The organism is Streptomyces sp. NBC_01454 (genome assembly GCF_036227565.1).
Lineage (GTDB): Bacteria > Actinomycetota > Actinomycetes > Streptomycetales > Streptomycetaceae > Streptomyces.
Window position 1 is genome coordinate 1,994,859 of sequence record NZ_CP109460.1, and the last position, 18,714, is coordinate 2,013,572.

Consider the following 18,714-nt stretch of genomic DNA (forward strand, 5'->3'; position numbering starts at 1 on the left):
GCTATTTCCCCTGCCACTTGGGCGTCCGCTTCTCGGTGAAGGCGGCATGGAATTCCGCGTAGTCGTCGCTGTTCATCAGCAGCGCCTGGGTGGCGGCGTCCATCTCGACCGCGGCGGCCAGCGGCATGTCGAGCTCCGCGGTGAGCAGCGCCTTGGTCTGCGCGTGGGCCAGCGCGGGCCCCTCGGCGAGCCGCTTGGCGAGCGCCGCGGCCGCCTCGTCGGCCCGTCCCTCCTCGGCCAGTTCGCTGATCAGCCCGAGCCGTTCGGCCTCCGGGGCGCGGACGGCGTCGCCGAGCATCAGCAGCCGGGTGGCATGGCCGAGGCCGATGACGCGCGGCAGGAGATAGGCCGCGCCCATGTCGCCGCCGGACAGCCCGACGCGGGTGAAGAGGAAGGCGAAGCGGGCGGAGGGGTCGGCCACGCGGAAATCCGCGGCCAGCGCGAGGACCGCGCCGGCCCCGGCCGCGACCCCGTGCACGGCCGCGATCACCGGGAACGGGCACTCCCGCAGCGCCCTGACGACCTGCCCGGTCATCCGGTTGAAGTCCAGCAGCTGCGCGGTGTCCATGCCCAGGGTGGCGCCGATGATCTCCTCGACGTCGCCGCCGGAGCAGAACCCGCGCCCCTCCCCCGCGAGGACGAGGGCGCGCACCGAGCGTTCCCGGGAGAGTTCCGCGAGCAGATCGCGGAGGTCGGCGTAGGCCTCGAAGGTGAGGGCGTTGAGCTTGTCCGGGCGCGCGAGGGTGACGGTGGCGATCCCGTCTTTCCTGGTCACGCGGAGGTGCTGCCAGGGATCTGTACTGCGGGCGGATCCTGCGAACGGGCTCATCGGGCTGCCTGCCCCCTTTGGCCGGTCGGCCGGTGGATGCTGTTCCGGATGCTTCTCGAAGTTATCACCCCTTCATGACTGTCGTCACGAGGACGCGATAAACGACCCACGTTCGGCGGCGGTCCGCCGCCCCGGGACCGTGCGGCGAAGGGGGCGAAAGTCCCGGCCGCGCATGACCTCCGGCATGCCCGGCCCCCGCCACACGCCCCTGTCCCCGGCGCCCCCGCGCTTTCTAGGCTGGAGTTCCGTCCGGATCGACCTCCTGCGGCCGACCTGGCTTCTTGCGAACGGAACGACGGCCCATGGCGGAACCCCCGGCCCCTGCGATCTGGCGCATCACGCTGCCGCACGGCGTGACGGCCGTCCCCGTCGCCCGCGCGATGGTCCGCACCGCCATGCAGGACCTCATGGTGACGGCCGACCGGACCACCGCACAGCTGCTGACCACCGAGCTGGTGACCAACGCCCTCAAGCACACCTGCGGTACGCACCCCATCGAGCTGGTGGTGGAGCGCGCGAGGCCGGGCTGCCGGATCGAGGTGCACGACAGCGATCCGATGCTCATCGATGAGCTGCTCGACGCCACGGCGCCGGCTTCCGGGGCGGCGGGCGAGGCGGGGACCGCGAGGGCGCCGGGGACGGCCACGGACGGTTCCGGGGCGGGGGATGCGGGGGATGTGGGGGATGTGGGGGATGTGGGGGATGTGGGGGATGTGGGGGATGTGGGGGATGTGGGGGATGTGGGGGATGTGGGGGCGGCCGAAGCGCCCGACGCTTCCGGGCCGGTGCGGTGGGTGAAGCGGAGCGCGACGGCGGACGGGGCCCCGTCGGCGGTTGAGGTCCCTGCGGCGGATGAGGTCCCTGCGGCTGACGGGACGCGTACGAGGGACGGTCACCGGACGGCCGATGACCGGGTTCCGGCGCAGCGTGCGGGGGGCGCCGGGGGCAGCGAGGGGGACGGGGACGAGGACGAGGGAGGCGACGACGCCGGGGAGAGCGCGGAGACGGGCGACGCCGGGGCGAGCACAGAGACCCCGGCCACGGAGACCCGAGCCCCCGGCACCCCGTTCATCGATGCCGCCGAGGCGGCCGAAGCAGCCGAAGCAGCCGAAGCCGCTGAAGCGGCCACCCGGGACTCGCACGGCCACGGTGACCAGGGCCGTGGCCTGCTGCTGCTCCGTTCGCTGAGTTTCGACGCGGGCTGCCGTCCGACGGCGTGCGGCAAGGCCGTCTGGTTCACCCTTCCCGATCTGCCGCACCGGCGCCGGCGGTGAGGCCGGCGGGGCCGGTGCCGTCGGTGGGGACCTGTCGGCCCGTTCGCCTGTGTGTGCCCGGCATGATCGAGAGGGCCGTGGCGGCCGCCTCGGTCGAGAATCTGCGTGAGAAGTAGTGCCCTGACCAGGCCAGTCCGGTCGAGGCCCGCATCGGCCCGCTACGGCCGTTCACGGTCGCCGACTTCCACCACGGCCACCGCACCGCACAGACCCGGGCCCCGCACGCCTACCTGCGCCGGCGCACCACCCACGCCCGCCACCCCGACGTCCTCGCAGCCCGGCGCCGCGAACGCGCCCGGATCCGCGGCGCAAAGGGCATCCGCCGGGGCGGACGCCCACGCAAGACCGCAGCCTGACAACCGGCGCACCTATGGGGTCACAGCGCCAGCCGCGAACGACGCCGCCCGTAGCACGTGTAGACCAGCGCCCCGGCCACCAGGAACCCGGCGAACTGGAGCCAGGTCGCCGGGCCGGTGCCGTAGCCCAGGTACAGGCAGAAGGCGATGCCGAGCAGCGGGCTGAGCGGGAAGAGCGGCACGCGGAAGCGGCGCGGCAGATCGGGGCGGGTGCGGCGCAGCACCATCACGCTGAGGTTGACCGCCACCATGACCGCCAGCGTCCCGATGGTCGACAGGTTCATCACCGCGTCCAGTGGTACGACCGCGGCGGGCACGGCGAAGACCGCCGCGACGATCCAGGTGTTGGCGACGGGGGTGGACGTCCGGGGCGAGACCCGCTCGAAGATCCGCGGGACCAGCCCGTCGCGCGACATCGACATCAGGATGCGGGTCTGGCCGTACATGACCGCGAGGACGACCGAGGCGATGGCGACGACGGCGCCGAAGGCGATCACCCCGCCGCCGAGCGCCGAGTCGGTCACGCGGTTGACGATCAGCGACAGCGCGGCGGGCCGGCCGGCGACGTCGTCGGCGGAGAGCGCACCGATGGCGGAGGCCGCGACCAGGCAGTACAGGACGGTGACCACGCCGATGCAGACCATGATCGCGACGGGGATGTTGCGCCGCGGGTTCCTGACCTCCTCGCCGGCCGTGGTGATCGCGTCGAAGCCGATGTAGGAGAAGAAGGCGACCGAGGCGCCGGAGGTGATGCCGGCGACGCCCTCCGGGGCGAACGGCGTCAGGTTGCCGGCCCGGAAGGCGCTGAGCCCGATCGCGCAGAACACGACCAGGACCGCGAGCTTCAGGACGGCCATCGCGGCGGTCGCCCGGGCGCTCTCCCCGATGCCGCGGACCAGGAGCAGGGCGGCGAGCAGCATCACGACGACGGCCGGGACGTTGACGATGCCGCCGTCACCGGGCGGGCTGGAGAGCACGGCGGGCAGCTGCCAGCCGGTCAGGCTGCCGAGCAGCTCGTTGAGGTACTGGCCCCAGCCGACGGCGACCGCCGAGATCGAGATGCCGTATTCGAGCAGCAGGCACCAGCCGACGAGGAAGGCGGTGCGCTCGCCGAGGGTGGCGTACGCGTAGGAGTACGAGCTGCCGGACACCGGTATCGCGCCGCCCAGCTCGGCGAAGGAGAAGGCGGTGAAGACGCAGGTGACGGCCGCCAGCACGAAGGAGACGAGGACGGCGGGACCGGCCGCGGCGACGGTGTCGGACAGGCCGACGAAGATCCCGGTGCCGACGATCGCGCCGATGCCGAAACAGATGAGCTGGAAGAGCCCCATGCTGCGGCGGAGGCCGTGGCCTTCGAGGTCCGCACCCGACTCGGCGATGAGCAGGTCGGGGGACTTGATCCGCGGTCCGGACAAGGCCGCGGGGGGTGCGGTGCGCAGCGCCTCCGAGGGGCGGCGGCGGGAGACGGGCGGGCGCATGGGGCGGTTCTCTCTCTGGTGGTGCGGTGCGCGCGGCGCGGGTGGGCCACACACGAAGGCGGGGTCCGGACCGGTGGGTCCGAACCCCGCGAGCGGCTCGATGGTAACCGCTTGACCTGCATGATCGCCCTTCGCGGCGACGGGCTGTGCGGCGCGGGCGAGGCCGTGCGCGCACCCGCCGCCTAGCGGGCGAGCGTGGCGACCAGCACCGCCTTGATCGTGTGCATCCGGTTCTCCGCCTCGTCGAAGACGACGGAGTGCGCGGACTCGAAGACCTCGTCGGTGACCTCCAGCGACGACAGTCCGTGCCGGTCGTGGATCTCCCGGCCGAGCGCCGTGCCGAGGTCGTGGTAGGCGGGCAGACAGTGCAGGAACTTCACGTCCGGCTTGCCGGTGGCGCGCAGCACGTCCATCGTGACCGCGTACGGCGCCAGCAGCGCGATCCGCTCGTCCCACACCTCCTTGGGCTCGCCCATGGAGACCCAGACATCGGTCGTCACGAAGTCCGCGCCGCGCACGCCCTCGGTGACGTCGTCGGTGAGCGTGAGGCGGGCGCCGCTGGTTCCGGCGAGCGCGCGCGCCTGCGCGACGACCGACTCCTCGGGCCACAGCTGCTTCGGCGCCACGATCCGGACGTCCATGCCGAGCAGGGCGCCGGTGACGAGGTAGGAGTTGCCCATGTTGTTCCGGGCGTCGCCGAGGTAGGCGAAGGCGGTCTCCTCCAGCGGGCGGCCCCGGCCGTGCTCGGCCATGGTCAGCACGTCGGCGAGCATCTGCGTGGGGTGCCATTCGTCGGTCAGCCCGTTGAAGACGGGCACCCCGGCGTGGGCCGCCAGCTCCTCGACGTCGGACTGACGGCTCCCGCGGAACTCGATGCCGTCGAACATCCGGCCGAGGACCCGGGCGGTGTCCTTCACCGACTCCTTGTGCCCGATCTGCGAGCCGGACGGGTCGAGATAGGTGGTCGAGGCGCCCTGATCGGCGGCCGCGATCTCGAAGGAGCAGCGGGTCCGGGTCGAGGTCTTCTCGAAGATCAGGGCGATGTTCCTGCCCTGGAGGCGGGGGACCTCGGTGCCGGCGCGCTTGGCCGCTTTCAGCTCGGCCGCCAGGTCGGTCAGTCGGCGGAATTCCTCGGCGCTGAAGTCCAGCTCCTTGAGGAAATGGCGGCCCCTGAGGTCTATCGCCATGGGTGGGCTCCTGGTTCGCGGCAGTCGGGACGGACTCGAATATTGGAATTGTATACGAATGAACGTATCCCTATACGGAGCCCCTGGCCGCACGAGGTCCGGTCCCCGCCACCGAAGGGTACGGATCACCTCAGGCTGCCCCCGGCACCGCGTCCCTCGCCACCGGACAGCTCATGCAGCGCGGCCCGCCGCGACCGCGCCCCAGCTCGCTCCCCGGGATCGTGATCACCTCGATGCCGCGCTTGCGCAGGAAGGTGTTGGTGGTGACGTTCCGCTCGTAGGCCACCACCACGCCGGGCTCCACCGCCAGCACATTGCAGCCGTCGTCCCACTGCTCACGCTCGGCGGAGTGCACATCCTGGGTCGCGGTCAGCACCCGGATGTCGGACAGGCCCAGCGCGGCCGCTATGGCCCGGTGCATGTGCTCCGGCGGATGGTCGGTGACCTTGAGGTCCTGCTCGCCCGACCCCGGCTCGATGGTGTACGAGCGGAGCATGCCCAGGCCCTCGTACTGGGTGAAGGTGTCGCCGTCGATCATGGTCATGACGGTGTCCAGATGCATGAACGCCCGGCGCTTGGGCATGTCCAGCGCCACGATCGTGCGGGCGGAACCCGCCGCGAACAGCCCCCGCGCAAGCAGCTCCACGGCCTGTGGCGTGGTGCGTTCACTCATCCCGATCAAGACCGCGCCACTGCCCAGCACCAGGACGTCCCCGCCCTCGATCGTCGAGGGGAAGTCCGCCTGCCCCTCCGACCAGACATGGAAGCCCTCGCCGCGGAACAGCGGGTGGTGCCGGTAGATCGCCTCGTAGTGCATGGTCTCGCGCTGCCGGGCCGGCCAGCGCATGGAGTTGATCGACACCCCGTCGTAGATCCAGGCGGAGGTGTCGCGGGTGAAGAGGTGGTTGGGCAGCGGTCCCAGCAGGAAGTCGTCCAGATCCATCACATGGAAGCGCACGGAGGTCGGCTCGGGGTGGCGTTCCAGGAACTCCCGCTTGGTCATGCCACCGACCAGCGCCTCGACCAGCTCCGGGACCGCAAGCTCGTCGAATGCCGCCCGCAGGTGGTCGGTGGCCAGCGGTCCGTATTCCTTCTCGTCGAAGACCCGGTCGAGGACGAGCTTTCGCGCCTCGGGGATCTGCATGCTCTCGGCCAGCAGGTCCCCGAAGAGGTGAACCTCCACCCCACGGTCCCGGAGCACATCGGCGAACCCGTCGTGCTCGGCCCGCGCACGGCGCACCCACAGCACGTCGTCGAAGAGCAAGGCGTCCTTGTTCGAGGGCGTGAGCCGCTTCAGCTCCAGATCGGGGCGATGCAGGATGACCCGGCGCAGCCGCCCGGCCTCGGAGTCGACTTGGAATCCCATCCACCCATCTTGGCCGCTAGGACGACTTCGCGGAGGGAGTCGGGGGATGTCGGACCGGTTGGGTCGGCCCGGGCACGGGCTGGGCACGGGCATGGGCTGGGCACGGGCATGGGCTGGGCACGGGCCGGGCGGCGAGCAGCGGCAAAGGAGACGATCGAACGGTGGATGGTGACGGGAGCCGGCCGGCAGAGGCGTGGGTGGGCACGACGGCCGGGCAGGCTGTGGCGTATCGGGCGTGAGGGCAACGGGTCCCGGTGGCGGTGACGTGCCGCCCGGGGTGTGCATTCCGCGTGGACGTGGTCGTGGTGGGGCGCCGCCCACCTCAGGCAGGGTTCCGGTCGCGCACCTCCAGCCTCTCCAGTATTCCGGCGACGCGGTCTCTTGATTCGTCGACGGTGTCCATCGCCTCGACGCAGGTCCAGTACATTCCGTCCTCGTCCGCCAGCAGCACCACGGCCACCAGCGCTTCGCACACCTCCCGCAGCAATCGGCACAGGCCGGTTAATGCCTCCTTGACGTCGCGCACTTCGGACAGCTGACCCGCCCGCAGCCCACCGGTGGCCGATACCGGGCACAGCAGTCCCCCGCTGAACCGCCCGCCCGCATCGCCCAGTCCCCGGGCCCTGGACCGCACTTCGTACGGCCCGAATATCGCGAGGTGGCTGCCTATCGCCTCCGCCAGGGCTTGCGCCTGCCAGGCCTCGACGATCACTCCCTGAACCGTGTTCGCCTCCACCACACCGCGCCGGCTCGTCTCGATGATCCGTACCGCGTCCATCCGCTCCCTCCTCTCCTCATCAATCGCATGCACCCTGCACTCTTTTCACTACCCAGAGTGAGGGTCAACACCCAAAAAAGCTAGGGGAATTCGCAAATCTGTGGACAACCAAGGCGACGTGGAGAGATCCATGACTCCATAGAGTGATGGAGGGTCATTTCCTCCGCGCGTCTTCCTCTCGCGCCACGGGCTCCCCACCCCTCACATCACCGGCACATGTCACGCAAGACACCCGGAGTGAACGGCGAAGTGAACGGCGAAGTGAACTCCCAAGGGAACGCCGAAGGAAACGCCGAAAGAGCGCCGAGAAGCGCGCTGAAGGAGCACCGCAGGCAGCGCCGAGGGTCGGCCAGAAGCCTCCAGGGCCGCCGCAGAGAAGGGCGGTACGCACCCGCGAGGGGCTCACCGCACGCCGCGGGGCGGGGACCGACGCCCCCGCCCCGCTGACCCGGCCCCCGCCCCGTCACTGCCCGTCCCTCTACTCCTCCTCGCCCTCCCGCGCCCGGTCCGGGCGCGCCGAGCGGACCGCCGGGAAGCGCGACTCATTGCGCTCGATCTTCGCCGCGAGCGCCGTCAGGGCGTCGATCCCCAGCGCCTCACAGAACTGCAGCAGATAGGCCAGGACGTCCGCGACCTCGTCCTCGACCCGGCCGGCCCTGCGCGGGTTCGACATCACCGCCGCCGACTCCTCCGGCGTCAACCACTGGAAGATCTCGACGAGTTCGGCGGCCTCGACGCTGAGCGCCGCCGCCAGGTTCTTGGGGGTGTGGTACTGCTGCCAGTCCCGCGCGGCCGCGAACTCGGCCAGCCGGCGCTGCAGCGCATGAAGATCCTCACTCATACCCCCAGGTGTAGCACCTGTACGCCGGGCAGTCCGTCGGCGACCGAGGGATCGCGCACCGTCCCCAGCAGCCGCACATGCCCGCGCTCGGTCATCCGCACGGCCAGCGACACCAGCTCACGGGCCTGCCGGGGGTCCATGCAGCGGTCCATCCCGTCCGCCAGCACCGTCATCTGCTGATGGGCCGACGGAACTTCCCCGACCGGGTCCATGGCCAGCACGCCCGGCCCGGTGAGCAGCACCAGGGCCAGCGCGAGAAACCGCAGCTCACCGTCGCCGAGCTGCTCGACCGGCAGCTCCCCCAGCTCGCCCCTGTCGAGGACGGCCCGCACCCGCTCCGCGCCCGGCACGGCCTGCGCACCCGAGCCGGCACCGCCTCCCGCCACCGCACCGGCAACGGACGCCCCCGCCCCGCCCGACGGGTGCGGCACGGTACGCAGCCCTTCCACGGGGCCGACACAGGCCTCCCGTACCGCCGACACCAGCACGGCATGGCGCCGCGCGCACTCCTGACCGGTACGCGCCAGCACCGTGGGCAGGTTGTCGCAGGCGGACCGCAGCCGCCCCTCGTCGTGCTGCTCCGGTGCGCCCTCACCCCAGCCGCCCGCCGCACCGCTTCCCGCGCTCCCCTTGCGCCCCCGGACCCCCCAGGCACCGGCGGCCCCTGCCCCACCGGGCCCTCCCGACTTGCCTGCGGCCTTGCCCGCAGCGCCCCCCGAGGCACCGCTCCGCGCACTCCGCCCGCTCCGCCGTGCCTCGGCACCGGCCCCGCGTCCCGCGGCACCACCGCCGTCCCCACCAAGCCCTTCCCCCGCACCGCCCGCCCCCACGGAGCGCATGACCTCCGGCCGCGGGTCGCACACGAACGCCGACCGCAACGCGACCACCACCTGTTCCGCGGCGGCGAGGACCAGTCGCTGGCCCGCCGTCTTACCCGCGACGCGCAGCGGCAGCAGGGAGGTGCCGAGCCGGTCGTCGGGAAGCGGTGCACGGGTCACCGGGGTCGCCCCCGCGGTGTGCCAGGCCGCCTGGACCGCGGGGCGGGTGGGGTCGGTGAGAGCCGTGGTCAGCAAGGTCTCGCCGGCACCGGTCAACCGCTCACCGACGATGCGCAGTTCGGGCTCGGCCTGTACGGCGAGATCGAGGCAGACGGGGCCGGCCGGGCCGTCGACCGTGCATCCGATACGGAAGCCGCGCCGCCCCTGCCCGTCGGGACGCGCCCCCGCCGGCACACACGCCGACGGACCGCCGGCCACCTCCCCCAGGGCCCGTGCGAGCGACTCCCCGCTGCCGAGCCGGGCGAGAATCGCATACGCCTGCAGCGCACTGGTCTTGCCGCTGCCGCTCCCGCCGCTCAGCAGCGTGAGCGGGCCGAGCGGCAGGGTGACGCCGCGATGGGTCTTGAACGCGGACAGCCGTAACTCGGTGACCGCCGGCCGCACACTGTCGGTATTCATATACGGACGCTACGCAGTACCCCGAGCGGAGAACCGTTACGCCCAACAGCTCTTCCTACGAACGGGGGATGGCGCCCGCCGCCTCTTCCTCAACCTCGGTGCCGACGGGGGCCAGCAGGAAGACATTGGTGTCGACGCGGTGCATCCCGCTGCCCAGCCCGAAGACCACGCCACTGGAGAAGTCCAGGATGCGCTTGGCGACATCGGTATCGGCACTGCTGAGGTCCAGCAGGACGGGGATCTGCGCCATCAGATACTCGGCGACCTCGCGGGCGTCGGCGAAGGTCTGGACGCGGATGACGATGAAGCGCCGCAGCTGCTCCGCCGGTTCGTCCTCGGGGAGAGCCCGGTGGTCGGGCCAGGAAGGCCATTCATGGCTGCTGCGGAGCGGGACGACCTCGGCGAGCCCTTCCCACTGCTCGTCGGTGGCATCGGGGCCGTTCACCGAATCACCTCACCCAGGGGAGCGCTGGCTGTCTGCGGTATCTGCATCGCACAATTCTAGAGATAAACATACAAAGCTCGGCGGACGCGACACACGCCGCGTCACCGCTTCTTCCATCCTGCACCATGGCCCCTGACCTGTGCTGACATCCGCGACAGATATCCTGCGTCGAGATTCTGTGTGCCTGTTCATCCCCATTGTGACGGAGGTCGGTTCTGCCGTGAGCTCTGAGCCTCCCGGCCGTCGGCTGCGCGGCCTGCGCAGCCTGCGCAAACCCGCGAAGAAGCGGCCCGCCGGTCCCCCGCCCGCCACCACCCCGGTCGACTCCGGCACCCCCGCACCGCCGGCCGAAGCCGGCGACAGCATCATCCACGCCGCCCTCTACCGCGACGGACGGCGCGTCAGCACCCACGACACGCTCGCCGACACCTTCCAGCAGCAGCGCGCCGCCGCCGGCACCCTCGCCTGGATCGGCCTGCACCGCCCCACCCCGGCCGAACTGGTCACCCTGGCCTCGGAGTTCGACCTCCACCCCCTCGCCCTCGAGGACGCCCTCGAGGCCCATCAGCGGCCCAAGCTGGAACGCTACGGCGGCACCTTGTTCGTCGTCCTGCGTGCCGCGCGCTACCTCGACGATGCCGAGGAGGTCGACTTCGGTGAGCTGCACGTCTTCGTCGGCCGCGATTTCGTGATCACCGTGCGGCACGGCGGCGCCCCCGACCTCTCGGCCGTACGCCACCGCATGGAGGACACCCCCGAACTCCTCAAGCGCGGCCCCGAAGCGGTCCTCTACGCGATCCTCGATGCCGTCGTCGACGGCTATGCGCCGGTCGTCGACGGGGTCCAGAACGACATCGACGAGATCGAGACCGAGGTCTTCCGCGGCGACCCCGGCGTCTCCCGCCGGATCTATGAACTCTCCCGCGAGGTGGTCGAATTCCAGCGCGCCACCCGCCCGCTCAACGGCATGCTGGAGAACCTGACCGCGGGCTTCGAGAAGTACGCCATCGACGAGGAGCTGCGCCGCTATCTGCGCGACGTGGCCGACCACGCGCTGCACACCACCGAGCGCGTGGACGGCTTCCGGCAGGCGCTGCAGGACATCCTCACCGTCAACGCGACCCTGGTGAACCAGCAGCAGAACGCGGAGATGCGGGCGCTGGCCGAGGCCGGCTTCGAGCAGAACGAGGAAATCAAGAAGATCTCGGCCTGGGCCGCCATCCTCTTCGCACCGACACTCGTCGGCACGATCTACGGCATGAACTTCCGCAGCATGCCGGAGCTGCACTGGGCGCTCGGCTACCCGTTCGCGGTGGTCCTCATGGCGATGGTCTGTACGGGCCTGTACGTCGTCTTCAAACGCCGGGGCTGGCTCTGAGCAACCGGGGCGGAGACGCCCTGGCCGCGGCGACGGGCGCCAGGAGAGCGGTCCATCAGCCGCGCCCTGGGGAGAGCTCCGGTGCGGGGACGGTGTTCGGGCTTCACCGCACCGGAGGTCTCCGACAGCCGTGGCCACCACGTGGCCCGGTGCTCCGAGATGGCCGCCGTGCCGTGCCGTCGGTCAGGGCCGTCCCGGCAGGCGGGCGGTGTCAGATCTTACGGCCGCAGATCACCACGGCGTCCGGGCCGAGCAGCACCCGCTGTGTGGGCTCGAAGCCCGCTTCGGTGAACCACTGTTCGTACTCCTTGGGTGTGTAGACCATGCCCTCGCCGGACGCGATGGTGTGGAAGTACGCCGAGAGGTAGGCGGAGCGCTCCGGGCCGGTCTCGTCGTCGTTCTGGTAGGGGGTGACCACGAACAGCCCGCCCCCCGCGGGGAGTTGCCGGGACGCACTGGCCAGCAGGCCGCGGATGCGGTCGGCCGACCAGATTTCGAGGAAGTGGGCGAAGAGCACCGCGTCGGGGCCGGACGGGAACTCGTCGTGAAAGGCATCGAGACTGACCGCGTCCACCCGGTCGGCCAGGCCCATGTCCGCGATCTTCTCCTCGGCGAGCGCCGCGATCGAGGGCAGATCGCCGATCGTGATCCGAAGGTGGGGCCACTTCCTCGCCAGGTTCGCCGCGTTGACGGCCGTGCCGCCGCCGACGTCGAGCAGGTGCCGATGGCCCGAGAGGTCGACCTTTTCCACGATCTCTTCGGCGACCAGCTGACTCACCGAGCCCATCATGGTGTGGAAGGCGGATTCCAGCTCCGGGTTTTCGGCGAGTCGTCCGTAGAGGGTCGGTGCGGTTCCGGGAATTTCCCGTTGCAGGCCGACATTCGAGTCCTCGTCGAGCGCCTCGGCGAACCAGCTGATGGCCCGATAGATCCCCTGGCTCTCCCACGGAATATACGCCGCGGGCGCCTGGTCGAGGTTTTCCGCGAGAGGACGGGTGAGCGCGGTGTTGTGATAGCCGTCACCGTCCTTGTGCAGAAGCCCGGTCGCGGTACAGCCGAGCAGCAGGATACGGGTGGGCTGCTCGTTCAAATCCAGCCGCAGGGCTATGTCCTTGACCGTCAGCCCCGGATCCTTTTCGAGAATCCCGAAGAGGCCGAAGCGAAACGCGGCACTCAAGAACTGGAAGTGATAGTGGGCCTTGATATAGGGCCGGAGGGCCACCGTGACGGATTCGTCGGCTCGTTGCATGGTCAAACTCCTGGAACACCGGCGGAAGTCGTGCCTCGGTCACACGACATGAGCAGAAGGGGTGCGCACCCGGCAGGCATCGCGCCGGGCGACGGCGGTTCCGGTGGAGCTCTTGAGCAGGCGCGGGGCGGGCGGCCGCGTGCGCATGTGAGGACACAGCGTCCCACGCGCACAGACGGCGCTAAATGCCGGGAGGATAGGCCACTCAGGGTGCCACAGGGCCGTACATTGCTGCCGTGACGGCCTGGCTGAACCGCGAACTGCGGCCCCGTCGACCTCACTTATCCCTCCGGTGGCAGAGCGCAGGTGGGCGCATACTTCCCGCCTCCGAGGATTCCGGCACCGGTTGACCGGCGGCCGCACCCGAAGACAAGGGCGGACGGACGCACGACGGCACCCCTGTTTTCCGGGAAGACCGCGAAAGCCCGCTGAGTGACACCGGCACACTTCTGGTTCGCCGATGCCCCCCTTCACCATGTCAGAGAACTGGCTAGGTGATTCCCCATATGCATTGCGCCGTACGGCACTTGCAGAAACAGATGTTGCTCTTATTCGCTATTTACCCGCCGCCCGACGATGCCGCTGCGCAACAGATCCGTGAACGGCTCCCGTGGCGAACCTTTCTCAAGAACCCCGCGCCCCGACCTTGCCGCACACACCGACTCCGGAAGCCGAAGCCGGGAGGCGTTCAGGCGACCCAGGGCCCCATCCTCAGCCCATCGGCTGCCGCTCGCGCTGAGGATTGTCCGTTGAAGTGGCAAGGGAGGCGAAGGCCGTGGGCTTGCTGTGACCCTGATCCAGTGGCAGGGCCGGCGGGACCGCGGGCTCGGCTGGATATCGGCGAAGCCGGCGGCGAAGGCCGGCCGTCGTGCTGCTCGTATGGCCTCATGGCGCTGCTCGACTGGCTCAGAAGGCGGCGCGAGTGACGGGGCTTCGGCCGTACCGACGGGGCACGGGGATGCTGTCCGAGGAACGCAGGTACGTCAGATGCGCAGGCTCTCCACGACGTACGTCATGTGCTGAACGTTGCCGACACGGTTCCAGACGGTGTGGTTGCCGGTACCCACAGGTCCCGCACCCTGGGCGCAACTCCGCAGCCAGCCTTCCCCGGCACTGGCGCCCGCCCCTCTGAAGTCGTCCAGGCCGAGGAGCCGCCCGGCGGCCGCGCGAGTGACCGCCGCACGGTCCTCGCCCCGGGTAAGGACCTTGCACAGGAGGAAGGAGCGCTGTGTCGTGTAGCGCAGCACACCCCACGAGGGGCCCCCTCTACCCTCCGAGGGGGTCCGTTCGAGGGCGCGTGGGGCCAGGATGCCGTAATCGCCGTAACGGAGCAGGGGAAGATAGGCGCGGCCGCTGGCGCCTATCTCGTGCCACAGGCCCCAGTCCGTTCGAGGCTCCTCCGCCAGGTCCTGTTCCACCAGCGCGGCCGTGAGCTCCGGGAAGCCACCCGCCATCACGGCAACGCTGCGCCAGGGAGCCAGCGGGATCAGCGCATCGAGTGCCCGCAGCGTCTCCTTTCCCGCATCCGGCCGGTCGGCACGGACGGCGGCGAGGTCCAGGAGCAGGTCCAGGCACACGGCGGGATCCGCACGGTCTCGCAGAGCGCGCACGTCCTCGACGGCACCGTCGAGCCACTCACCCGTCATCCGGACGCGGATACCAAGACCGCCACCGCATGACGCGGCGCTTGCGAGCGCCGCGGCCTGCTGGGCCGGTGGCCTGCCGGGGCCCGTGACCGGCCGCAGGGGGGTTAACGACCAGTACTGCGGCAGCACTTCACAAAGCGCCGTGGTTTCGGTCCCGTCCGCGAACGGTGCATCCAGCCACGCCGGACGGTGCCGTTGGACCCGGCTGACCACCGCGAGATCGCGGCGCAGCGCCGCTGCGAGCACATCCGGCTGCAGTCCTGGGCGCGGCGGCAGCGTCCAGAGCGGCGCCACCGCCGCCTGGACTGCCGGACGCAGCTCACGGTAGGCATGGGCAGCATGCGGCCGTGTCGCGAGAACGGGAACGTACAGGGGTTCGGGCATGGCGGCCCCCCTCGACACTGATTGCCCGCGCCTACATGCTTCCCAGCACCAGGGTCGTCCCCGGCGAAGCGTCATGAAAAGAGCGCCCTTTCGGCCACGGCAGCCGGCTGCGCGGCAACTGGGACCGCGCCCGCGGGGCCTTGACGTACGCGCGCCGCAATCCGCAACAGCCGGCGGCGCGTCGGCGTGCACAGCCGGCCTCCGGCCGCGCCCTGCCACTCAGCGCGCCAGGCGTCCCAGGAGGGACGCGGCCGCGGCGATGCCCACAGCGGCGGCCAGGGTCAGGACGGTGAAGTCCAGGGCCAGATGGGCGTGGGTGCCCAGGAGTAGGCCGCGCAGGGCATCGACCTGGTAGCTCAGGGGGTTGACCTTGCTGACCGCCTGGAGCCAGCCGGGCATGACCGCCACCGGGTAGAGGGCGTTGGAGGCGAAGAAGAGCGGCATGGTGATGGCCTGGCCGATGCCCATCAGCCGGTCGCGGGTGAGCACGATCCCGGCGATCGTCATGGACAGGCAGGAGAAGAACGCCGAGCCGAGCACCACCGCGACGGCGACGGCGAGCAGCCGCAGCGGGTTCCAGGTCATCGCCACGCCGAGCAGCGCGGCGATCACGATCACCACGACGGCCTGGATCAGCGCCTTGACTCCGGCGGCGAAGGACTTCCCGGCGATCAGAGCGGACCGTGGGGTCGGGGTGACCAGCAGCTTGGTGAGGATGCCGGCATCCCGCTCCCAGATGATCATGATGCCGTAGAAGATCGCGATGAACATGGCCGACTGGGCGATGATGCCGGGCGCCAGGAAGTCGATGTACGGGATGCCGCCGGTCGGGATGGCCTTGATGTGGGTGAAGGTCTCACCGAAGATCAGGAGCCACAGGGCGGGCTGGACCGCGCGGGTGTACAGCTCGGTCCGGTCGTGACGCAGCTTTTGCAGCTCGACCACGCACATCGCGACGACCCTGGCGGGCAGCACCTGCCAGCCGGTGCGGGCGCGCGGCGGGACCAGCAGCAGGTCCAGCCGGCCGGGGACGGTGGCCGGCTCAGCCGACTCGGTTTGCGGTGCGGCGGGTGCTTCGGACATCGCGGAAGTCTCCAGACTGCTCGTCGAGGCCGCTGCCGGCGACGTCCCGGAAGACGTCCTCCAGTGTCGGTGCGGTCTCTGATGGGCGCGATGGGGCCGATGAGGAAGGGACGGGGCGGGCGGGAGAAGCCGCCGGTGCGGGAGTGGGGGTGGGGGCGGGGGCGCCCGGCGAGGGTGCGGTGGTGGGCGGGGCCGGTGTCCGGGCCGCGCGGCGGCGGGCGCTCAGGGCCGCACGGAGTTCGTCCGGTGTGCCGAGGGCGCGGATCCGGCCGTGGTGCATCAGCGCGACACGGTCGCAGTACTGGTCGGCCTCGTCCATGTAGTGCGTGGTCACCAGGACGGTCATGCCGGTGGCGGCCCGTACGGCGTTGATGTGTTCCCAGACGCTGGTACGGGCGATCGGGTCCAGGCCGATCGTCGGCTCGTCGAGCATCAGCAGACGGGGCGCGCTGACCAGGGCCTGGGCGAGTTCGAGGCGGCGGATCATGCCGCCGGAGTACGTCTTGGCCAGCCGGCCCGCCGCGTCGGCGAGGCCGACCGCCTCCAGCGCCTGGCTGACGCGGGCCGCCCGCTCACGGCGTGCGACGTCGAAGACCCGGGCGAAGAGTGCGACGTTCTCACGGCCGGTCAGCCCGGCGTCCGCGGACAGCTGCTGCGGTACGTACCCCAGCAGCCGGCGCACCGCCATCCGCTCCCGGGACGCGTCGTGACCGAAGACCCGCACCATGCCGGCCGGGACGGGCAGCAGGGTGGTGATGCAGCGGATCGCGGTGGTCTTGCCCGCACCGTTCGGCCCGAGCAGCCCGAAGACCTCCCCGGGGCGGACGGACAGGTCGACGCCGTCCACGGCGCGGGTCTCACCGAAGGCGTAGCGCAGACCGCGGCAGGTCACCGCGTCGGGAGGGGGCGCGGGCGGGCCGGGGGCGCCGGGGGGCGGGGCCGGAGGCGTGCGCGGCGCGCGGTCCGGCCCGCCGGAACCGGGCCCGTGCCCCGGCCGTCCCTCGTCGTCGGTGGTCATGTGCCCTCCGCCTCCTCGTGCAGGTTGTGGGCGAGCCGGCGCAGCGCCGGCAGGGCCGCGGCCAGCGCCGCCCGGTCGGCCTCCGGCAGGCGCGCGAGCTGCTCGCTCACCAGGGCGCTGCGGCGGGTCTCCCAGTCACGCAGCCGGGACCGGGCCGCGGGGGTGGGGTAGAGCAGGGCCGAGCGGCGGTCGTCGGCGGCGGTCTCACGGCGCAGAAACCCGGCCCGGCCGAGCTGATTGACCAGTGTGGAGACCGAATTCCCGGCGAGACAGAGTTCCCTGGCGGCGGCGGACACCCGTATACCGGGCCGCTCCGCGACCAGCCGCAGCAGCTCCACCTCGGCACCGCGCAGCCGGGGAGCGGCCAGCCCGGCCCGCAGCCGGCGCCTGATCAGCCGCTGGACACCGGCCAGCACCTCGGCGAGCGAGTCGGGGAACTCCCCTGCAGCCATGCCTCAATTTTAGCTCTGAGTGAGAGGTAGTGGCGCAGACGCACGCCGGAGGGGGCCTCGAACGGCCTACCCGGATTCCCGTCTGCCGCCCGGGCCCGGTGACCTGCCCGGAAGGACGGCTCGGCACCCCGTCCGGAGCGCCCGCGGCGGGACGCCGAGCCGGGAGGTCGAGCCGGAACGCCGAGCCGGGACGTCAAGCGATACGGCCGCCCCCAAAGAAGATCACAGCGCACAACTGCCGCCCCCGCCAACGGCCTTGACAGTCCCTGGTGGGCGGAGAAACCTGGTTCTTCCGGCAGTTGCCGGATGTCGGGGGATACCGGGGGAATCGGGGGACTCATGAGGACGTACACGTCTGCGCGCGCAACGGGCGGGACACCGTCGGACGGGCACGGGAGACCGACCCACGACGAGGGCGGGAGTCCGACCTACGACGAGGGCGGGAGTCCGACCCACGACCGGACTCGCAGCGCGCCCGCACCACTGCCGCGCCAGGGTCGCCGACTGCGCACGACGCACCGGGCGGCGAGCCTCGCCGTGACGGTCGTCGCCCTCGCGCTGCCGCTGTCGGCCTGCTCCTCGGACGGCGCGAGCGGGACCGCGTCGGACACCGCAGACAGCACAGCGGCCGGCTCGTCCCCCTCGCCCAGCCCGACACCATCCGTCGACCGCGCCGCCTACCGCCACACGCTGACCGGCGCCCTCGGACCGCTCAACACGGCACTGCGTGCTGTGGACCACGCTCACGAGGGCAGCACCCTGAACACCGCGCTGGACACGGCATCATCCCGCGCGGATACGGCCGCGGACACCCTGCAGATGACCGCGACACCCGACGACGCCTCACCCGTCAACAGCCAACTCGTCTCCGCGCTACGGGCCTTGGGACAGGACCTCACGAGCGCCCGCGGTGACGGCGGCCACTGCGCCACCGCACCCCGTGTCGAACTCGGCAGGGCGCAGAGCCCGCAGAGCGTGAAGGCCGCCGGGCGCGCCCTCGCCGCCCTCGGTTACGACACGCCCCTGCACCTACCGCGTACGGAACGGGCCGCGCACCGACGTCTCACCAACGGCGCCCTGGTCCGCGACGGCAGCCGGGCCGGTCTGGGACGGCTGACCGTCAAGAACGGCACGGCCCGCGATGCGGTGGTGGCACTCACCCGCGGTAAGCGCACCGCGTTCTCCGTTTATGTACGCCATGGGTCGAACGCGACCATACGGAGCGTCAACAGCGGCGCGTACACGGTGTACTTCACCACCGGCGAGGACTGGAACAGCCGGAAGAGCTCCTTCACCCGCGAGTGCAGCTTCGAGAAGTTCGACGACCAGGCGAATTTCAAGACGGTGCGGGTGCCCGGCGGGACGCAGTACACGGTGCTGACCTTCACCCTGGACAAGGTCGTCGGCGGCAATGCGACCACGAGCACGGTGCCACCGGCCGAATTCCCGTCGTGACGGAGTGACGGAGTGACGGAGTAAGGAAGTGACGGCCG

General features: G+C 71.1%; 15 protein-coding genes and 2 pseudogenes. 4 read left to right on the top strand and 13 right to left on the bottom strand.

The annotated features are described in order from the left end of the window. Position 1: 1 nt before the first annotated feature. Positions 2-829 (bottom strand): enoyl-CoA hydratase family protein, encoded by an 828-nt coding sequence (locus OIU81_RS08630; RefSeq protein WP_329145531.1) that lies wholly within the window; start codon positions 827-829, stop codon positions 2-4. A gap of 302 nt (positions 830-1,131) precedes the next feature. Here OIU81_RS08630 and OIU81_RS42315 point away from each other — a divergent pair. Together OIU81_RS42315 and OIU81_RS08635 are read left to right on the top strand one after the other, a co-directional pair. After that, positions 1,132-1,386 (top strand): annotated as a pseudogene (locus tag OIU81_RS42315) (ATP-binding protein); the annotation flags it as partial. 594 nt (positions 1,387-1,980) lie between these two features. After that, positions 1,981-2,103: pseudogene (locus OIU81_RS08635) on the top strand (ATP-binding protein); the annotation flags it as partial. Positions 2,104-2,479: 376 nt separating this feature from the next. On the opposite strand, the gene OIU81_RS08645 reads toward OIU81_RS08635, so the two are convergent. The 7 genes from OIU81_RS08645 to OIU81_RS08675 all read right to left on the bottom strand — a co-directional run bounded on the left by OIU81_RS08645 (position 2,480) and on the right by OIU81_RS08675 (position 10,011). Continuing rightward, on the bottom strand, positions 2,480-3,937 hold the full coding sequence (locus OIU81_RS08645; RefSeq protein WP_329145533.1) for an amino acid permease: 1,458 nt from the start codon (positions 3,935-3,937) through the stop codon (positions 2,480-2,482). 182 nt (positions 3,938-4,119) lie between these two features. Beyond that, positions 4,120-5,124, bottom strand: coding sequence for an ornithine carbamoyltransferase (gene argF, locus OIU81_RS08650; RefSeq protein ID WP_329145534.1), 1,005 nt, complete (start codon positions 5,122-5,124; stop codon positions 4,120-4,122). A gap of 130 nt (positions 5,125-5,254) precedes the next feature. Next, on the bottom strand, positions 5,255-6,490 hold the full coding sequence (locus tag OIU81_RS08655) for an arginine deiminase (protein ID WP_329145535.1): 1,236 nt from the start codon (positions 6,488-6,490) through the stop codon (positions 5,255-5,257). A gap of 322 nt (positions 6,491-6,812) precedes the next feature. Then, a complete protein-coding gene (locus tag OIU81_RS08660; RefSeq protein WP_329154968.1) occupies positions 6,813-7,268 on the bottom strand; it encodes a DUF6099 family protein in 456 nt (151 codons plus the stop codon). Between the two features lie 478 nt (positions 7,269-7,746). Next, on the bottom strand, positions 7,747-8,109 hold the full coding sequence (locus OIU81_RS08665; protein ID WP_329145537.1) for a nucleotide pyrophosphohydrolase: 363 nt from the start codon (positions 8,107-8,109) through the stop codon (positions 7,747-7,749). After that, a complete protein-coding gene (locus OIU81_RS08670; RefSeq protein WP_329145539.1) occupies positions 8,106-9,566 on the bottom strand; it encodes a biotin transporter BioY in 1,461 nt (486 codons plus the stop codon). Before OIU81_RS08670 ends, OIU81_RS08665 begins: the two co-directional genes overlap by 4 nt. Before the next feature lie 55 nt (positions 9,567-9,621). Then, a complete protein-coding gene (locus OIU81_RS08675) occupies positions 9,622-10,011 on the bottom strand; it encodes a cell division protein SepF (protein WP_329145540.1) in 390 nt (129 codons plus the stop codon). Positions 10,012-10,231: 220 nt separating this feature from the next. On the opposite strand from OIU81_RS08675, the gene OIU81_RS08680 reads away from it, so the two are divergent. Further along, positions 10,232-11,389, top strand: a complete 1,158-nt coding sequence (locus tag OIU81_RS08680; RefSeq protein ID WP_329145542.1) for a magnesium and cobalt transport protein CorA — start codon at positions 10,232-10,234, stop codon at positions 11,387-11,389. Between the two features lie 211 nt (positions 11,390-11,600). Here OIU81_RS08680 and OIU81_RS08685 read toward each other — a convergent pair whose 3' ends face one another. From OIU81_RS08685 to OIU81_RS08705, 5 genes are all read right to left on the bottom strand, one after another. Beyond that, on the bottom strand, positions 11,601-12,638 hold the full coding sequence (locus OIU81_RS08685; protein ID WP_329145544.1) for a methyltransferase: 1,038 nt from the start codon (positions 12,636-12,638) through the stop codon (positions 11,601-11,603). Positions 12,639-13,621: 983 nt separating this feature from the next. Beyond that, positions 13,622-14,668, bottom strand: coding sequence for a beta family protein (locus OIU81_RS08690; protein ID WP_329145546.1), 1,047 nt, complete (start codon positions 14,666-14,668; stop codon positions 13,622-13,624). 219 nt (positions 14,669-14,887) lie between these two features. Beyond that, the gene (locus OIU81_RS08695; RefSeq protein WP_329145548.1) at positions 14,888-15,751 is read right to left on the bottom strand and encodes an ABC transporter permease; all 864 of its coding nucleotides are present in this window, start codon (positions 15,749-15,751) and stop codon (positions 14,888-14,890) included. Next, positions 15,711-16,769 carry an ATP-binding cassette domain-containing protein gene (locus OIU81_RS08700; protein WP_329145551.1) on the bottom strand — a complete coding sequence of 353 codons (1,059 nt, stop codon included), beginning with the start codon at positions 16,767-16,769 and terminating at the stop codon, positions 15,711-15,713. Before OIU81_RS08700 ends, OIU81_RS08695 begins: the two co-directional genes overlap by 41 nt. Beyond that, complete coding sequence (locus tag OIU81_RS08705) at positions 16,766-17,221, bottom strand: MarR family winged helix-turn-helix transcriptional regulator (RefSeq protein WP_329145553.1); 456 nt, start codon at positions 17,219-17,221, stop codon at positions 16,766-16,768. Before OIU81_RS08705 ends, OIU81_RS08700 begins: the two co-directional genes overlap by 4 nt. A 537-nt stretch (positions 17,222-17,758) precedes the next feature. Here OIU81_RS08705 and OIU81_RS08710 point away from each other — a divergent pair. Next, a complete protein-coding gene (locus OIU81_RS08710) occupies positions 17,759-18,676 on the top strand; it encodes a hypothetical protein (RefSeq protein WP_329145555.1) in 918 nt (305 codons plus the stop codon). The last annotated feature ends 38 nt before the right edge of the window (positions 18,677-18,714 follow it).

Excerpts from the sequence above, each read along its gene's own strand:
- OIU81_RS08630 (WP_329145531.1), bottom strand. The coding sequence starts at position 829 with ATGAGCCCGTTCGCAGGATCCGCCCGCAGTACAGATCCCTGGCAGCAC.
- OIU81_RS08645 (WP_329145533.1), bottom strand. The coding sequence starts at position 3,937 with ATGCGCCCGCCCGTCTCCCGCCGCCGCCCCTCGGAGGCGCTGCGCACC.
- argF (WP_329145534.1), bottom strand. The coding sequence starts at position 5,124 with ATGGCGATAGACCTCAGGGGCCGCCATTTCCTCAAGGAGCTGGACTTC.
- OIU81_RS08655 (WP_329145535.1), bottom strand. The coding sequence starts at position 6,490 with ATGGGATTCCAAGTCGACTCCGAGGCCGGGCGGCTGCGCCGGGTCATC.
- OIU81_RS08660 (WP_329154968.1), bottom strand. The coding sequence starts at position 7,268 with ATGGACGCGGTACGGATCATCGAGACGAGCCGGCGCGGTGTGGTGGAG.
- OIU81_RS08665 (WP_329145537.1), bottom strand. The coding sequence starts at position 8,109 with ATGAGTGAGGATCTTCATGCGCTGCAGCGCCGGCTGGCCGAGTTCGCG.
- OIU81_RS08670 (WP_329145539.1), bottom strand. The coding sequence starts at position 9,566 with ATGAATACCGACAGTGTGCGGCCGGCGGTCACCGAGTTACGGCTGTCC.
- OIU81_RS08685 (WP_329145544.1), bottom strand. The coding sequence starts at position 12,638 with ATGCAACGAGCCGACGAATCCGTCACGGTGGCCCTCCGGCCCTATATC.
- OIU81_RS08690 (WP_329145546.1), bottom strand. The coding sequence starts at position 14,668 with ATGCCCGAACCCCTGTACGTTCCCGTTCTCGCGACACGGCCGCATGCT.
- OIU81_RS08695 (WP_329145548.1), bottom strand. The coding sequence starts at position 15,751 with ATGTCCGAAGCACCCGCCGCACCGCAAACCGAGTCGGCTGAGCCGGCC.
- OIU81_RS08700 (WP_329145551.1), bottom strand. The coding sequence starts at position 16,769 with ATGACCACCGACGACGAGGGACGGCCGGGGCACGGGCCCGGTTCCGGC.
- OIU81_RS08705 (WP_329145553.1), bottom strand. The coding sequence starts at position 17,221 with ATGGCTGCAGGGGAGTTCCCCGACTCGCTCGCCGAGGTGCTGGCCGGT.